This is a genomic window from Saliphagus sp. GCM10025317 (assembly GCF_042663665.1).
Classification (GTDB): Archaea; Halobacteriota; Halobacteria; order Halobacteriales; family Natrialbaceae; genus Natronosalvus.
Genome location: NZ_JBHTAQ010000005.1, coordinates 1,891,565 through 1,907,339, shown reverse-complemented (window position 1 = coordinate 1,907,339; position 15,775 = coordinate 1,891,565). Strand labels below are relative to the sequence as shown.

Here is a 15,775-nt window from a genome sequence, read left to right as displayed (position 1 = left end):
CGAGGCCACGAGGGGGCTCGGAGAGGACTTGAAGGTGCCACGAGGGAGCCACGAGAGGACCGCCGAAGGGACTACGAGAGGGACTCGAGGAGTGCTCAGGGCCGGTCGAGAACGCCCCGACCGTCTCGCTCGGCAACCTCGACCAGCCATTCGAGTGACGATTCGTACGCCGACGCGGTCTCGGGATAGATCGTCCGATCGGTCTCGCGCAGCCTCGAGAGCGTCTCGACCGCTGATCGGTAGTCTTCCTCGGCCTGGGCGGGCGTTCGATCCCGGAACGAACGATTCACGTGGGCGAGCAGCGTTCCGGACGGGCGCTTCCACCACGTCGGCAGAATCAGTCCGCCCAGTTCGCGATACACGTCGAACCCTTTCGGGACGAACGGGCCGAGTGCGTGTCGGGTCACCGACAGCGAGTAGGATTCCCGGTCCTCGACGCTCGTCGAGTTCCAGAGTCGATCCGCGAAGATTGGCATCGCCGACGGGAGGGCGCGCTCGAAGTACGCCCGCTCCGCCTCGTCGGACGGTTCCCACGCGAGCAGCCCCCCGCCGCGTACCTGCGACGCCCGTTCGTCCGGGACCGTCGGCCGACGCGTAGACGCCCACCCGAGCATGTAGTCCTCCGTGATCCAGCCCCGGACGTAGGCGGCGTGGACATAGGAGTTGATCACGTCGAACCCCTCCTCGAGGAATCGCTCCAGGCTGCACCCCTCGACCGGACCCCGGTCGGGTGCCGCGACGCGCCAGAAGTGGATCAGCAGGTCCCGGGGCAGGTCGGGTGACGCCGAGATGTCGATCTGGTCGTTCCAGACGATCGTCCGGCGGTCGTGCTGGGCGAGGAAGTCGTGGAGGTGGCGAACGAACGCGTAGAAGTGCTCGGTGTCCGTCTCGGAGCCGTCCGCGGCCATCTTCGCCTGGCAATCGACGCACTCGTTCCAGGAGTATCCCTGCATCTCCCACTCGTCGCCACCGACGTGCACGTACTCAAAGGGGAACTGCTCGATCACCTCCTCGAGCAACGTCTCGACGAACTCGACGGTCTCCTCGGAACCGATACAGATCGTCCGATCGGCGGGGTCGCCGTCCTCGACGGTACACCGGAGTTCGGGATACCGCTCGAGGAGGTGACTGGCGTGGGCTGGAACGTCGACTTCGGGAACGACGTCGATCCCGCGGTCGCCCGCGTACGTGACGAGTTCGTCGATGTCCTCCGGCGAGTACGCAGGGCGGGGAGTGCCGTCCGCATCCTGGTTCAATTTGGGATAGGCCGCGGACTCGAGGGCGTATCCCTCGTCGTCGAGCAGGTGGAGGTGGAGTCGGTTGTACTTCGCCCGGGCGGCCTGGTCGATCCGTCGTTTCACCTGCTCGACCGGGAAAAAGCCGCGGGCCGGGTCGAGCATGAACTCGCGCCAGGATGACTCCGGCCAGTCGTGGATTTCGCAGGCGGGCAGGGTCCACTGCTCGTGGCCGTCGCCCGCATCGACTCGTGAAATTCCGGTCACGAACGTCTGGCAGCCGTGTCGGAGGCCGTCAGCGGTCGCGGCTCGAATCGTTACCGTCCCTGCGTCGGCGTTCGCCTCGAGGACGTACCCCTCCGGATCGTCGACCGCGTCGGTGGGATCGTCCTCGAGGCGCAGTTCGACGTCCGCGTCGTCGGTTCCCCGCCGTACCGGGGCGTTCGTCTCTCGCTCGAGGAGCGTCTCGAACAGGGAGCCGACGACAGGGGGGACGTCCGCCTCCGTGGCGAGCGTAAACGGTGGCTCGAATCGGACGGTTCCGCTCGTCGCCTCGACGCGACGCGGTCGAGGAACGACGCGTAGCTCGGTCGCTGTCATGTGCTATCGGGTCCGATGGAGGCGAGGGTCTTAATCGTTTGTACCGCCGATCGTCACGCAATCGCTCGACCGAACAGGATGGCTGATCGTCACGCACCCGCTCGAGCCGCGACGCCTCGTTTCATTTTTGGCGCCGACGACGAACCGATACCGTGCCAGTATTTATAGTGACTCGAGAATACCGTACACCAGATGGCGATTCAACCAGCCCTGTTCAGCAAGGTTCTGCGTGACCAGAGCCTCGGGGAAGCCGTCGATCTGACGGCAGAAATCGGCTACGACGGGTTCGAACCGATGTGCCGGGCCCCCCACCTCGACGTCGACCGAACGACCGACGAGGTCGCTGCCCTCCGGGAACGACTCGACGATCACGACCTCGACGTCCCGTGTCTCGCGACCTATACGGGTGCGTACGTCGACAAGCCCCGATCCAAGTGTGAGGCCCAGCTCGAGGCACTCGAGCGATTCCTCGAGTTCGCGACCCTGCTCGACTGTGACCTCGTTCGGCACAATCCCGGCGGGCCGGCCCCGTGGAAGGCGACCGATGAGGACGTCGAGACGGCCGCGACGTGGTACCAGCGGGCCGCTGATCGGGCCGCAGCGTACGACGTCACTCTCTTGATCGAAATTCACGCTCGCTGGCTCTCCGAGACGGTTTCGGGAACGAAGCGGTTATTGTCGGCTATCGACCGGGACAACGTGGGCGTCATCCACGACGCCGGAAACATGTTCCTCGTCGGTGAGGAGTATGGTGTCGACTCGGTCGACCGACTGGGCGACGACCTGCGGCACGTCCACGTCAAGGACGAGCAACGGGTCGTCGATGCCGACGAATTTCCCGGATCGTTCCGCCTCGAGACTGCCGACGGTCTACAGACCTATCGACCCCGCCGGCTCGGCGAGGGAGAGGTCGATCACGCGCCTCTGTTCGAGGCGCTGGCGGCGGCCGAATACGACGGATTCGTCACTGCCGAGTGTAGCGTTCCCCAGGACGAACCCGGCGACGACGTCGCCATTGCAACGCACGAACTCGACCAACTCACGACGCTCATCGACAATGCCAACTGACAACTCCACGACCGACGCTCGTATCGAAACTGACCGACTAGCAAAGCGGTGGTCACGATGACTGACGCCGGCATCCCGCGGCTCGTGACTCCGGATGAGTTCTCGGAGATGATGGGCCTGCTCGATCGCTACTTCGCCTACGAGCGCGGTGGGATGCAGGCCAGCCTCCCGTTTGCATACGACTCGGACCACAGCGACCACCACGCGATCATCGTCGAGGACGACCGCATCGTGAGCCACATCGGCGCAGTCCCACAGACCCTCTCGACCGGTGTCGACGGCGAGACGATAGAGTGCTGGGGCATCGGCGGTGTCGCCACCGACAGACGGTACCGGGGCAACGGCTACATGAGTCAGTTGCTCGAGTTCTGGTTCGACCAGATGGCCGACGAAGACGTTCCCCTCTCCGATCTGAGCGGCAACCGCCAGCGATACGCCCACTTCGGCTACGAGAACGTCGGCACCGAGTACCAGTACAAACTCACCGAGCGATCGTTCGACGGCGACGCGACCGCCTCGGAAGCCGTCGTCGGCTACGAGGCCGACGCCCACCTCGAGACGCTCCACGAGATCCACGAAGCCGAACCGTACCGCGTGGTCCGTGACCTAGACGAGACTCGGACCGTCCTCGGACAGCGCGATCTGGAGACGTTCGTCTACGGCGGAAACGGCAACGGAGACGGGGGCAACGATAATACAAACGGCCCGGCGTACGTGAGCCTCACTCGAACCAGCCGCAGCCGTACGATCGAGGAGTTCGGCGGCTCGGAACGCGGCCTCGAGACACTGCTCTCGCACGTCCTGGCACTGCTCGACCTGAACGAACTGACGGCGTGCGTCCCGCCGAGGCACCCGCTCGAGCCGATCGTCTCTCGTCACAGCCGATTCTGGACGGCGCGCCCGCATCGAAAGTTCCGCATCAACGACCTGCAGGCCGTACTCGAGGCGTTCGAGGGGCAACTCGAGGACCGCTGGCTCGAGAGCGGGCGCTCCGACGAGGGAAGCGTCGAACTCGCCATCGCGGGCGAGCAGTCGGTTCGGATCGGCTACGGTCCCGACGGAGTGTCGGTCGAGCCCGGAAGCGACGGGCTGGAACCAGACGTCGAGTGCGAGCGAACGACGATGTCCTCGCTCCTGTTCGGCATGCACGACCGGTGTGCCCACCTTCGAGTGGGCGATCCGCTGCTCGAGACGGCCCTTCCGCTCAGGTTCTTCGTGTGGGCCTCCGAGCACGTCTGACGTTCTCCGAGCACGCCTGACGAATCCGGTCCGCAGCTCGACTCGACGCGGACTCCGTTTCGAACCCGTTTTTCGGCGCGACGACACGCCTCGAGGCGCGCCTACCGTTTGCTCGGTCGGGTCGGCGTCTCCTCACTCCCGAAGATTTGCTGCTGGAAGCTCCAGTCCAGGCCGGCGGTGAGTCCGCCGTCGACGACGAGGTGGGTGCCGTTGACGAACGAGGACATGTCCGAGGCGAGAAAGAGCGTCGCGTCGGCGACCTCCTCCGGCCGGCCGAACCGCCCGGTGGGGTACTGGTCGATCCACTGGTCGCGCTGGGTCCACTCGCCGTCGTGTTCGTCCGACGCGCGGCTCTCGCCGGTCTCGTCCATCTGGCCGCTCCGTCGGTCGGTTTCGATGGTCCCTGGACAGACGACGTTCGATCGAACGCCGTGACGACCGTACTGCGTTGCGATGAGTCGCGAGAGGCCGAGGACGCCGCTCCGGGCGGAGGAGTAGGCGATCTGCCCGATTCCGTCCAGGCCGTTGACCGAGGACATGTGGACGATCGAGCCACCGCCACTCTCGACCATCGGTGGGAGCACCTCCCGAGAGGTCAGAAAGAGCGACTTCAGGTTGAGTTCGACGGTACGATCCCACGCCTCCTCGTCGATTCGATGGAGGTTGTCGTCGTTGATCGAGCCGCCGGCGTTGCTGACGAGGGCGTCGATCCCGCCGAATCGCTCGAGGGTCGCGTCGACCAGCACCTCGATCTCGTCGGCGTTCGTGACGTCACAGGGGACGCCGACGGCGTCGACGTCGTACTCCGCGCGAAGTTCCTCCGCGACGGTCGTCACGTCGTCTTCGCTCCGCGAAGAGACGACCAGGTTCGCTCCCTCGGCCGCGAATCGGTCGACGATGGCTCGGCCGATTCCGCGCGTTCCGCCGGTGACGATCACCGTCTCGTCTGCGAGTAGTCCCGACATCGTACTCGAGGTATGCGATGCTATCGTCTTAACCGATTGGGTCTCGCCAGTACCCACCTGAGTCACTCGTCGTCTCGGTCGACTGGCCGCGGCGTCAGGTCGCCGTCTTCGACCATCGAGAGCAGCGGATTGTCATCGAACTCGAGCGGGAAGTCGACTCGACCGCGACGGCGGGACGATTCGTAGGCAGCGAAACTAATCTCGAGGGCCGCGAGCGCGCGATCGGCGCTCAATTCCGGCTCGCTGTCGGTTTCGAGGCCCTCGATGACGTCGACGATGGCAGCTGGAATATCCGCGAGCGGTTCGCCGGTGTCGAGTTCCTCCCACGGGTCGGTCGGGCCCGATTTGAGACGAATCTGGGCGTCGCCATCGGGGTTGAGTTCGACTTCGCCACCGGTCCCGAGGACACGGAGACTGCAGTCGATGAAATCGGCGTCGTTCCCGGTCGCTGCGACGGCGTCCACGCCGTTTCGGTAACCCCACCGGACGAACGCTTCGTTCTCGTTGTGGTGGCCGTAGCGCACGTTCTCCGTCCGATAGTCGATCTGTCCGATCACCCACTCGACGGCGGGCTCGCCGAGAACGAGGTTGCAGAGATCGATCAGATGCGTTCCGGAGTCGAAGACGTTCTTCGTCGTGAGCTCGACTCGAGTCGGGTCGCCGATGCTTCCAGCCTCGACGATATCGGCAACGCGCTGACTCGGCGTCGCGACTCGACGCTGGTGATTGAACGTCAACTGTACGCCGTTCTCCTCGCAAACCGTCTTCATTCGGCGGCTGTCGCCCGGCGTGGCGGCCATCGGCTTCTCGCAGTGGATCGCCTGCAGCGTTTCGCCGCCTTCCGCGCAGTCGACGACGATGTCCGCGTGCGTTGGGACCGGCGTACAGACGCTGGCGACGTCCGGATTCACGACCTCGAGCATTCGTTCGTGGTCCGTGAACACGTTCGCGTCGTCGATTCCGTTTCGATCGGCGAACGCACGGGCATTCTCCTCGACGATGTCCGTACACGCAACGGATACGCAGTCGGGGTGTTCGTCGTAGCCGCGGGCGTGACGATAGGCCATCGCTGCGCTCTCTCCCCACACTGGGTTATCCGGTTCCGGCCCTGTTCCGATATACGCAACCTCGTACTGGCTCATGTCAGAGACGATTGCTGGAGTGACGGGAAGTAGGTTGTGGTGACTGTCGCTCGACTGCGATTCGTGCGCTCGAGCGGCGTCTCGACCGCCGACTCACCACGTGGCACGAATGCCCGCTCCAGAAAGACCTTTGAGCCATCGCTCGAGAGAAGGCGTATGGCCGACTCACCGACGACCATCGAAGAGCTATCTTTGGAGGCGAAGGTCGGACAGTTGATTCACGCGGGAATCGGACTCGGGAACTTCGAGACCGACACCGGGTGGCCCACCGAGGAGATGAAGACGGTCCTCGAGACCGTCCGACCGGGGGCACTGCGGATCTACGGAAACCACCGGGTGACACCCCACTTCATGGCCCATTACACGAATCAGTTACAGGAGTGGGCCGCCGACGTGGACCCCGGAGTACCGCTGTTGATCTCCGCGGACTGCGAATACGGGACCGTCGACATCGTCAGACACGAGACCCGCGCCTACCCGGCGCTCATGGGACGGACGGCCGCCGGCGACCTCGACCTCGCGAAGGACGTCTCGGCGGCCATCGCCCAGGACATGCTGGGGATGGGACTCAACATGAACCACCAACCGGTCGTCGACGTCAACACCAACCCCGACAATCCCGTCATCGGCGTTCGCTCTCCTGGCACCACGCCTGAGACGGTCGCCACGTACTCGACGGCCACGCTCGAGGGAATCCACGCGGAAGACCAGGTCGCCGTCGCCAAACACTTCCCGGGCCACGGCGACACCGAACTCGACTCCCACATGGAGTTACCGCACGTCACCTACGACCGCGAGACCCTCGAACGCGTGCACCTGCGGCCGTTCGAGACGATGATCGAGGAGGGCGTCGACTGTATCATGACCTCCCACATCGTCGTCGAGTGTCTCGATCCCGAGCTTCCGGCGACGCTCTCCCCGACAATTCTCACGGACCTCCTACGGGACAACCTCGGCTTCGACGGCGTCGTCGTCACCGACGCGATGATGATGGACGCCATCGCCGACAACTACCCCGTCGGCGAGGCTGCCGTCCAGGCGATCGAAGCCGGGACCGACCTCGTCCTCACTGGGTTCGTTCCCGCCGACGCCCTTCTCGAGACGCGAGACGCGATTCTCGAGGCGGTCAAATCAGGTCGTCTCTCCGAATCTCGAATTGACGAATCCGTCGAACGCATCCTGGCACTGAAAGCCCGCTACGACGCCGGGGAGCGCCGGTACGTCGATCCGCTCGAGGCCATCGAGTCGATGGCGAGTGTCGAGCACGAATCGATCGCTCGCGAGGCCTACGAGCGGTCGTTCTCCGTTCTGGGCAACGGTGACGTCTTCCCGCTTTCGCCGGACGCGTCCGTCCTGTTGACTGGCATCAGAGGCGTCCCAGAACTGGAACCACACCTCGACGCCGCCTTCGGGGACGTTCTCACTTGCTCGCTCGCCCCCGGCGACGTTCGCACGCTCGACGATCCGAAGCCGACGATGGAACCCGAGTCGCCGGAACGATCCCTCGAAACGCTCCGGTCGGTCGCCGATGGCGTCGACGTCGCTGTCGTCACGACGTACGCCCGCGAGGCGTTCCCGGCGGACCAGCGACGGATCGTCGAGGAACTCGCGACGACGGTGCCGGTCGTCGTCGTCTCGCTCGGCCTCCCGAACGAGTACCGGGACCTGCCTGACGACGTCGCTTACGTCGCGACCTACGCACAGGACCGCCTCGGACTGCCCTCGCCGCTGCCGGACACGGCCGGGGAGGCACTCGCCGACGTACTCGCCCGGGACCCCGACGTGCTCGAGTCGCTTCCGGTGGAGTAGGGTTCACAGGGTGTCCTCCCTCGAGCGTCGACCGTCGAGGCGAACCGGCCACGAACGATCGGTTCGCATCACTTCGGGGCACGACGCGACGCTACTCGTTCCGTAATAGCGATTTTTTGCTACGCGAACGGTCGTGGTGACGTTCGCCTCGTCTCTCGAGAACGACCTCGGCTATCTACATTAGCCATCGTGCGTCCGACCATCGTTAACGGAACAGGCTCACCGGATGCGACGAAATTCGAGGGATCAAGAACGACGACTCGAGGACGGTGACGTGGAGAACGGCGACACAGGGAAGACGACGCGAGAATAGCAAATGTAGACGGCCAGTGCGACCCCGTCGACCGTTGGTCGATCGACGTGAAAATGGTGGCCGCTATCGGTCGGTCGTCACTTCGGGGAGATGTGCCCGCGCATCGCGGCGTGGAAGGCACCACGGTAGGCCTGCCAGTCCTTGTTGTCGGTTGCGAACTCCCACTTCTCGGTGTTGCCCCAGGAGCCAGACATCGGCTGGAACATATCGATTCCGGGGAGATAGAAGTTCCAGAACCAGGTGAACGTTTCGGCGATCTCTTGACTCCGTTCTTCGGTATCGGCGGTCAACCACTCCTGGAAGAGTTCGTACAGGTTGACCTCCTGGGTCGATCCCGAGAGGTCCTCCTGGCCAACTTCCTCCGGAAGCTCGACGATGATTTCCTTGCCGCTGTACGGCGAGCGTCGCTCGCCGTTCTCCAGCGCGTTCACGACGACGTCCTGCGTTCCCAGTTTGTTGCCGGCGTCGTGGGTCGGCCGGAAGTACGCGTACGGGTGAGCGATGAGCGAACCGTGGTTGAACATAGAGAGGTCGAAGTCGATGCTCTCCTCGGTGTTGTCGTTGAACGCCGTGCCCTCGAGAACGGACAGGTCCGTCTCGAAGCCGAAATTGTTGAGCTTGTCTGCCACCGTACGAGCGGGGTTAGAGGCCCACGAGGGGACGACCATCTCGAGCGAGATGGGTTCGCCTTCGTCGTCCACCCAGCTATCGCCGTCTTGCTCGTAGTCGATCGAATTGAGGAGCTCCGCTGCCCCCTCGTTGTCCGCCTCGACGGGATACTCGATGAAGTCGTCGACGTAGTCACCCATTCGCTGCTCGGTGACCGCCTCGGGAAGGCCGGTCTGTGCGGTTCGCACCGTGTTCGGCGTGGCGAAGTTCTCGGAGATGTCCTCGAGACTGAGCAAGTGGGCGATCGCTCGCCGGAACTCGACTTGCCGGATGTGTTTGGAGGCCGACCCGTTCATCATAAACTCGAGCTTCCGCATGAACGTGTTCTCGTAGGTGCCGATCGTCTCCAGGTGGTCGGGGTTCTGATCCCCGAGCCAGTTCGATAGCTGTGCGAACCCGAAGTCGAGGTCGCCGCCCATCATCTGCTGGGCGATGGCGTCGCCGGAGGCGAGCACGTACTCGAGTTCGTCGATCTCGATATTGTCGGCGTGCGGGTGGTCCTCGTACAGTTCGCAGTAGATGCCCTGATCGTCGTAATCGACGGCCTGGAACGCACCGAGACCGAGTCCATCCTCGATGAAAGTGTCCATGTCGAGCGGCATCTCCTTGCCCATGCGCTCCTCGATGCTGACCCGCTCGTCGTCGGTCGTCGCATCCTGGAGCTCTTCGGCCCACGGGCGGAACTTGTCACGGCGCCCTCGCATCATCTCACCAAGGTAGCCGCCGAGCCAGTTCCCGACGAGTTCGGGGTTCTGGGGCTCCTTGTACTCACGGACGATCGTCCCTCCGTTGTTTTCGAGGGTGAGCGCCGCGAAATCACTCGATTCCGGGTTGAGCAGGCGTGCGACTTCGCCGTACCAGTACTTGTCTTCGGCGGTCGCCGTGTCGCCGTTCCACCACGAAAACTCTTCGTTATGATGGACCGTCAGCTCCTGGCTATCGGCGTCGTACTCCCAGTCCTCGATGAGCTCGAGGGACATCGATCCGTCGGCGTAGTACCGCTGGACCGGTTCGAGGAGCAACCACGACGGGGTCCACGGGTAGCTCGGTGCCCACGTATTCCAGTTGAGTTCGGAGGGAACCGATTGCATGAACGTTCTGATCGTGGCGGTTCCACCATTGCCGTTTCCACCGTTGCCGTTTCCACCATTGCCGTTTCCACCATTGCCGTTACTCGTGTCCTCGCTGAAGCACCCGGCAACGCCACCGGTGACCATTGCTGAGGCGGCCGCCATCATCTTCCGACGAGTGAGATACTCCTCTGCGGAAGTGATAGTCTCATCTTTGTTACCTTGCGGCATACGGTGCTTACGTTGCGAACAATAGCATAAATACATTTCCATAATAAACTCTACATTATTGCTTTAGAATAACTCGTGGCCGATACGGTCCCTCGATGGCTTCGGAAAGACGACGTACCGACCGGTTATCCGTTGCGACTCGTTTCAGTGCGAGCCGATTACTCGAGAGCGAGAATTAGGATCAACGGTGGAGTGTCGACTGGCTACGTAACGTGCTGAGCTCCGTTCGAATCTACTGGCGTTGCAGCAGTTTGATCACGAGGTAGGACAGACCACCCGCGAGAACTGCCGAAATGCCGAAGACACCGAACATCGCCGCAAAAACGCCGTCGTGTTCGGTCAGCATCACGCTACTCTGGTTGACCACCTCGAGGAACACCGCCACGAGGAACAGGATAATCCCGATCAAGACGGTAGAGAGGAGGAGGGATCCCCGGAGGACTTTGAGACCCCGATATAGGTGCTCGGTCGCCTGAGCCGAATCTGTGGTCGTTTTGGTAGACATCTCGTACCAAACGTTTCACAACAGACCGATATAAATCTTGGCTCAGCACTGAAACCAGCGAGACACTGGCCTGAGAGGGGGTCCGTCAGGGTTCCTGGTCTTCGCCTCCAGTGCCGACCTTCTTCGAGTGTCGTGCCCTGATTCGGGGATTGAACACGCGGTCCATTCCCTGGGAGAAGAGGATCAATCCGAACGAGATGATGACGACCGCCATCATCGGCCAGAAAATCTGGTAGAAGTTCGCCATGTTGACCAGCGCGAACCCTTCGCTGTAGGCTGTGTCCATCATGATCCCCCAGTTCGCCGTCGTGAACGGCAACACACCGAGGAAGTACAGCGCGACGGACTCGAAGATGACGCTGCGCCCCGCCTGTGCGGCGTTGATCAGGATGTACGGCATCAACTGCGGCGTGATGTCGCGACTCAATATCGTCGTCGACGGGATGCCCATCGTTCGAGACGCCTCCACGTAGGACTCCTCCCGGAGCGTCAGCACCTGCGAGCGAAGCGCTCGAGCGAGTCCCGGCCAGGCGTCGATGGCGAGGATGACGCCGACGAGCCAGGCCTCGCGGGGCGGGTAGATCGCCGCGATGACGATGACCAGTGGGATTGCCGGCATCGTCATCACGATGTCGGTGATCGACATCAGCACGGAGTCGATCTTGCCGCCCTTGTAGCCGGCCGTGATGCCGATCAGTATCGCGAGGCCGACGGAAACGAACGCGCCCGCCACGACCATCTCGATCATGTCCGGCGTCGAGTGGATCAACTGTCGGCCGATCGGTTCGCCGTAGTTGGTCGATCCCAGGGGTGCGTTGAATTCGACCCACGGGAACGACGCGGTCGTATCGATCCAGCCGCCCTCCTCCGTGATCGCAGCGAACCCGCCGTCGAACGGCTGGTGATTCGTCGGCGCCTGGTTCGTTGCCGGCGACTCGACAATCGTCACGTCTTCCAGAACCCACCAGTTCGAGGTCGATACCTTCGCGGCGAGTCCCGTGAGCAAGAACAGCGAGATGACGAGGATGCCGATACGGGTCCGCCAGTCGCTCCAGGCGACACGGCCGGGCGTGAGCACGTACGCGTCGAGGAGCAATCCGAACCGTTCTCTCCGTGAGAGTTGCACTCTGTCGGCCTCGGCGAGTTGGCCGAATAACTGATCGTCGCTGAGCTGTTCGCCACCGTCCGTTGCCGTTTCGTCAGTATGCTTCACTCTGATCACCTGAACCTGCCCGTGGATCGACGATTCCGTACGTGAACTCCGCGATGAGGATGCCGATGAGCGTGACGATTGTGAAGAACAGGAACGATCCCATGAGCAGCGGATAGTCACGCCGCATGATCGCGTCGTAAGTGTACCAGCCGACGCCGGGGTACGTGAAGATGTACTCGAGAACGACGCTGCTCGAGAAGATGGCGGCGATGCCGATCATCATCTGGGTGTACAGCGGCAAGATCGCGTTCCGTGCGACGTACCGCGTCGCGATACGAGTCGAGCTAATCCCCCGCAACCTGGCAACGCGAAGGTAGTCCTCACCCAGAATACGCACGGAATTGCCACGCATCGCGAGCGCACCACCCCCGAAACCGACGATGAAACTCGACATTATTGGGAGCGTTCCATGGTGAACGATGCTCCACATGAACTCGGGATTGAGTCCCTCGGTGACGCCCCTGCTGTATCGTCCGCTTCCAGGGAACCAGCCGAGATCGTACGCGAAGAACGCCAGGAAGAAGAATGCGCCGACGTAGTACGGAACCGAGTTGAGGAACGTGGCGCCCACCGTGGAGTAGCTGTCGAAGCGCGACCCCTCCTTGTAGGCCATCGCCGCTCCCAGCAGGATGTTCGCGGTGTATCCGAACGCCAGGCCGTAGACGCTGATGAAGATGGACCACGGCATCGCGGCGAACAGGATGTCGAACACTGGGTCGCCGTACTGGATCGACTGGCCGAAGTCCTGGTAGATGATGACGTCCCGTAGATACTCGACGTACTGGATGTAGATGGGTTTGTCAGGGTCGAACCCCGTATGAACTCGAACCATTTGGTCGATAACCTCGGGATCTGCAGCCTGTCCTTGTCCTGCCAGCCGACGCTCGAACTCCGCGCGCATCGCGTCAGCCGGACTACCGGGCATCAGCCGAAACAGGGCGAACGTGATCGTCGTCACCGCGAAAAGCGTCACGAACGCGTGAGCAATGCGTTCCCAGTAGTAGCGTAACCCGACGAGCACGCCGAAGAGCGAGACGAGCCCGTTACGGATCCGGTCTAGATACTGTCTCATGTACTGCTATCGTGTGTCGTCCCAATACTAATATAGTTTGTCCCACCGGTGGGTTTTCGGACCGGTCGACGAGCCGACACCAACTTGCAGCGTGGCCACCGCGTTACCGACACCGGGTCAGCACGAACCCGCTCAGCAGGGAGAGGATTGACAGTCCAACGACGTTCATCACGGTGACGACGTAGGTCGGACTCCCTGGATCAGCGGCGACGAGCCACAGGACGGAGAGGCCGAGAAATCCGACCGAGAACGTGAACAGGAAGCGCCAGCCCTGCTCGTAGTCACAGAGGTGCTCGAGGAAACTTTTGTCGTATTTACCGGTCATGTGCCATACGATTCGTTGGGGCATGAAAACAGTTGCCCCGCCGTCGGGCTCGAACTCAGTGCAACTCGTCGACCGACACCGACTCGTCGTCGTACAGCGGGTCGCTCTCCCAGTACTCGTGTGTCTCGTCCTCCCGGAAACAGGCCGCAACCGAGGCGCCGTCGGTTTCGAAGAGCGCCGGTTCCTCGCGTTGGCAGACTTCGCGGGCCTCCGGACAGCGCGTGTGGAACTCACAGCCACTCGGCGGATCCGTCGGATCGGGGATGTCAATCTCTCGAACCGGCGGTTTGGTCGACTGGGCCTCCTTCGCCGCGTCCGGGTCGAGGGGCGGCGTCGCCCACCGGAGCACCTTCGTGTACGGGTGCTTCGGCTCGTGAATAATCTCCGCTGCCGGACCGATTTCGACGAGGTTACCCAGGTACATGATCCCGATTCGACCGCCGGACTTCTCGGTGAGGTACCGCGCGTTCGAGAAGTCGTGAGAGATGAACAGGTAGGAGGTATCGAACATCTCCTGGAGGTTGAGCATCAGGTCCATCATCTCCACGCGGAGCGACACGTCGAGCGCGCTGACGGCTTCGTCGGCCAGGATGAGGTCTGGGCTCATCAGGAGTGCCCGCAGGAGGACGACGCGCTGTTTCTCCCCGCCCGAGAGCTGGTGGGGGTAGCGAAGGGCGTAGTCCTCCGCCGGCTTCATGCCGACGCGCTCGAGCAGGTTGTACACCACGGTCTCCCGATCCGTGGCGTTGAGGTCCGGTCGCCATCGCTTCAACGGCGCCGAGAGGCTCGTCCGGACGGTCCGGGTGGGGTTGAGCGAGCTACCCGGGTCCTGGTGGATGATCTGCAGCGAGCGCCGAATCTCGTCGAAGTCGATCTCGCCGTTGCCGCGTCTGGCCTCCCAGATGTCCTGCCCTCGATACTCGACTGTTCCACCTGTCGGCTCCTGGAGACCGATGGCGGTCTTCCCGAGCGTCGTCTTGCCGCACCCGGACTCGCCGACGAGCGCGATGACCTCGTTCTCCTTGATGTCGAGCGAGATGTCGTCAACTGCACGGACCGTCATGTCCTTGTCGAAGAGCCGGTCGATGAACCCAGACTGGTCGAAGTGCACCTCGAGGTCGGTCAGCGAGACGACGGCGTCTTCCTCGGAGACCGTCACTTGATCTAGCTGGGCATCGACGTTCTCGGTCCCGAGCGTGTAGGGAATCGCCTCCGCCGACTGTTCCCAGTGGAAACACGTCGCCTTCTGTACGCCGTCGACGTCGTGATACCCCGGGTCCTCGTCGATACACTTCGGTGTCGAGATCGGACAGCGCGGGGCGTACGAACAACCTGCCGGCGTGTCGACCGGATCCGGACTCTCGCCTTCGATCGGGTGCATCTCCTCCAGCGGGGCGTCGACGCTCGGGACGGACTTCAGCAAGGCCCGCGTGTACGGGTGGGCCGCCTGGCGAATAATCTGCTCGCTGGGGCCGTACTCGACGAACTCGAACGCGTACATCACCGCCAGTCGATCCGCCAACCCGGCGACGAGCGGCAGGTCGTGGGTGATGAAGACGATGGTCAGATCGTACTCGTTCTGGAGCGTGTCCAGGAGGTTCATGATCGACCGCTGCATGAGCAAGTCGAGCGCGGCGGTCGGCTCGTCCATGACCAGCACCTGCGGTTCGAGGACGAGACTCAGGGCGATGAGCGCGCGCTGTTTCATGCCGCCCGAGAGCTCGTGGGGGTAGGAGTCGAGCACGCGATCCGGGTCGAGATAGAGGTCTGCGAGAAGTTGCCGGGCGTGGGCCATCTGCTCGTCCATGTCCGCCCGGTGAGCGTGGATCGTCTCCTCGAAGTGGTCCCTGATTTTCATCGTCGGGTTGAACGAGCTCATGGCCCCCTGGAACACCATCGCGATCTCTTCCCAGCGGAACTTCTCGAGCTGGTCGTCGGTCAACGAGAGGACGTCCACGGGCTCTTCGCCAGGGGGACGGTAGGTGATCTCGCCGGTGGCGACACCCGGATCGACGACCGCGTTGAGCAACGCCGACGCGAACATCGACTTGCCGCTTCCACTCTCGCCGATGATGCCGAGCATCTCGTCGCGGTGGACGTCGAAGCTGACGTTATCGAGGACGCGAGAGGTTCCCCGATCCATGTCGAACGTTACGGAGACGTCGCGTGCCTCCAGAATCGGTTCATCGGTGGCGTTTCGATACTCGAGTTCGGATTTAGACTGTGTCATTTCGTTACCATCGATCTAATTTTGGCCGTGATAAGTTGCGTGTTATCGGTGTTCACTGCGTTCGTCTTCCTGAGGTACGTGTTTGAATA

At 62.8% G+C, this 15,775-nt stretch carries 12 protein-coding genes; 3 read left to right on the top strand and 9 right to left on the bottom strand.

Translation table 11 applies throughout. The annotated features are described in order from the left end of the window. Positions 1-95 precede the first annotated feature (95 nt). Complete coding sequence (locus tag ACFQS4_RS11360; RefSeq protein ID WP_497901617.1) at positions 96-1,835, bottom strand: family 20 glycosylhydrolase; 1,740 nt, start codon at positions 1,833-1,835, stop codon at positions 96-98. A gap of 192 nt (positions 1,836-2,027) precedes the next feature. Here ACFQS4_RS11360 and ACFQS4_RS11355 point away from each other — a divergent pair, with 192 nt between their 5' ends. After that, complete coding sequence (locus ACFQS4_RS11355; protein ID WP_497901616.1) at positions 2,028-2,903, top strand: sugar phosphate isomerase/epimerase family protein; 876 nt, start codon at positions 2,028-2,030, stop codon at positions 2,901-2,903. A gap of 57 nt (positions 2,904-2,960) precedes the next feature. Beyond that, the gene (locus tag ACFQS4_RS11350; protein WP_497901615.1) at positions 2,961-4,142 is read left to right on the top strand and encodes a GNAT family N-acetyltransferase; all 1,182 of its coding nucleotides are present in this window, start codon (positions 2,961-2,963) and stop codon (positions 4,140-4,142) included. Positions 4,143-4,243: 101 nt separating this feature from the next. Here the strand turns inward: ACFQS4_RS11350 and ACFQS4_RS11345 are convergent, their stop codons facing one another. Next, positions 4,244-5,107, bottom strand: coding sequence for an SDR family NAD(P)-dependent oxidoreductase (locus ACFQS4_RS11345; protein ID WP_497901614.1), 864 nt, complete (start codon positions 5,105-5,107; stop codon positions 4,244-4,246). A 62-nt stretch (positions 5,108-5,169) separates the two neighbouring features. Then, positions 5,170-6,174, bottom strand: a complete 1,005-nt coding sequence (locus tag ACFQS4_RS11340) for a Gfo/Idh/MocA family protein (RefSeq protein WP_500193302.1) — start codon at positions 6,172-6,174, stop codon at positions 5,170-5,172. Positions 6,175-6,405: 231 nt separating this feature from the next. On the opposite strand from ACFQS4_RS11340, the gene ACFQS4_RS11335 reads away from it, so the two are divergent. Next, on the top strand, positions 6,406-8,058 hold the full coding sequence (locus ACFQS4_RS11335; protein ID WP_497901612.1) for a glycoside hydrolase family 3 protein: 1,653 nt from the start codon (positions 6,406-6,408) through the stop codon (positions 8,056-8,058). A 390-nt stretch (positions 8,059-8,448) separates the two neighbouring features. On the opposite strand, the gene ACFQS4_RS11330 is transcribed toward ACFQS4_RS11335, so the two are convergent. The 6 genes from ACFQS4_RS11330 to ACFQS4_RS11305 form a co-directional block, all read right to left on the bottom strand. Next, complete coding sequence (locus tag ACFQS4_RS11330) at positions 8,449-10,341, bottom strand: ABC transporter substrate-binding protein (RefSeq protein WP_497901611.1); 1,893 nt, start codon at positions 10,339-10,341, stop codon at positions 8,449-8,451. 232 nt (positions 10,342-10,573) lie between these two features. After that, complete coding sequence (locus ACFQS4_RS11325; RefSeq protein ID WP_254156394.1) at positions 10,574-10,846, bottom strand: hypothetical protein; 273 nt, start codon at positions 10,844-10,846, stop codon at positions 10,574-10,576. Between the two features lie 85 nt (positions 10,847-10,931). After that, complete coding sequence (locus ACFQS4_RS11320) at positions 10,932-12,059, bottom strand: ABC transporter permease (protein ID WP_497901610.1); 1,128 nt, start codon at positions 12,057-12,059, stop codon at positions 10,932-10,934. Next, positions 12,046-13,131, bottom strand: a complete 1,086-nt coding sequence (locus tag ACFQS4_RS11315; protein WP_497901609.1) for an ABC transporter permease — start codon at positions 13,129-13,131, stop codon at positions 12,046-12,048. Before ACFQS4_RS11315 ends, ACFQS4_RS11320 begins: the two co-directional genes overlap by 14 nt. A gap of 103 nt (positions 13,132-13,234) precedes the next feature. Continuing rightward, a complete protein-coding gene (locus tag ACFQS4_RS11310) occupies positions 13,235-13,456 on the bottom strand; it encodes a hypothetical protein (protein WP_254156391.1) in 222 nt (73 codons plus the stop codon). A 55-nt stretch (positions 13,457-13,511) separates the two neighbouring features. Beyond that, the gene (locus tag ACFQS4_RS11305) at positions 13,512-15,686 is read right to left on the bottom strand and encodes an ABC transporter ATP-binding protein (protein WP_497901608.1); all 2,175 of its coding nucleotides are present in this window, start codon (positions 15,684-15,686) and stop codon (positions 13,512-13,514) included. Positions 15,687-15,775: the final 89 nt, after the last annotated feature.

Bases quoted from the DNA above. Each gene is read 5' to 3' on its own strand.
- ACFQS4_RS11360 (WP_497901617.1), bottom strand. From the start codon at position 1,835: ATGACAGCGACCGAGCTACGCGTCGTTCCTCGACCGCGTCGCGTCGAG.
- ACFQS4_RS11355 (WP_497901616.1), top strand. From the start codon at position 2,028: ATGGCGATTCAACCAGCCCTGTTCAGCAAGGTTCTGCGTGACCAGAGC.
- ACFQS4_RS11350 (WP_497901615.1), top strand. From the start codon at position 2,961: ATGACTGACGCCGGCATCCCGCGGCTCGTGACTCCGGATGAGTTCTCG.
- ACFQS4_RS11345 (WP_497901614.1), bottom strand. From the start codon at position 5,107: ATGTCGGGACTACTCGCAGACGAGACGGTGATCGTCACCGGCGGAACG.
- ACFQS4_RS11340 (WP_500193302.1), bottom strand. From the start codon at position 6,174: ATGGCCTATCGTCACGCCCGCGGCTACGACGAACACCCCGACTGCGTA.
- ACFQS4_RS11335 (WP_497901612.1), top strand. From the start codon at position 6,406: ATGGCCGACTCACCGACGACCATCGAAGAGCTATCTTTGGAGGCGAAG.
- ACFQS4_RS11330 (WP_497901611.1), bottom strand. From the start codon at position 10,341: ATGCCGCAAGGTAACAAAGATGAGACTATCACTTCCGCAGAGGAGTAT.
- ACFQS4_RS11325 (WP_254156394.1), bottom strand. From the start codon at position 10,846: ATGTCTACCAAAACGACCACAGATTCGGCTCAGGCGACCGAGCACCTA.
- ACFQS4_RS11315 (WP_497901609.1), bottom strand. From the start codon at position 13,131: ATGAGACAGTATCTAGACCGGATCCGTAACGGGCTCGTCTCGCTCTTC.
- ACFQS4_RS11310 (WP_254156391.1), bottom strand. From the start codon at position 13,456: ATGACCGGTAAATACGACAAAAGTTTCCTCGAGCACCTCTGTGACTAC.
- ACFQS4_RS11305 (WP_497901608.1), bottom strand. From the start codon at position 15,686: ATGACACAGTCTAAATCCGAACTCGAGTATCGAAACGCCACCGATGAA.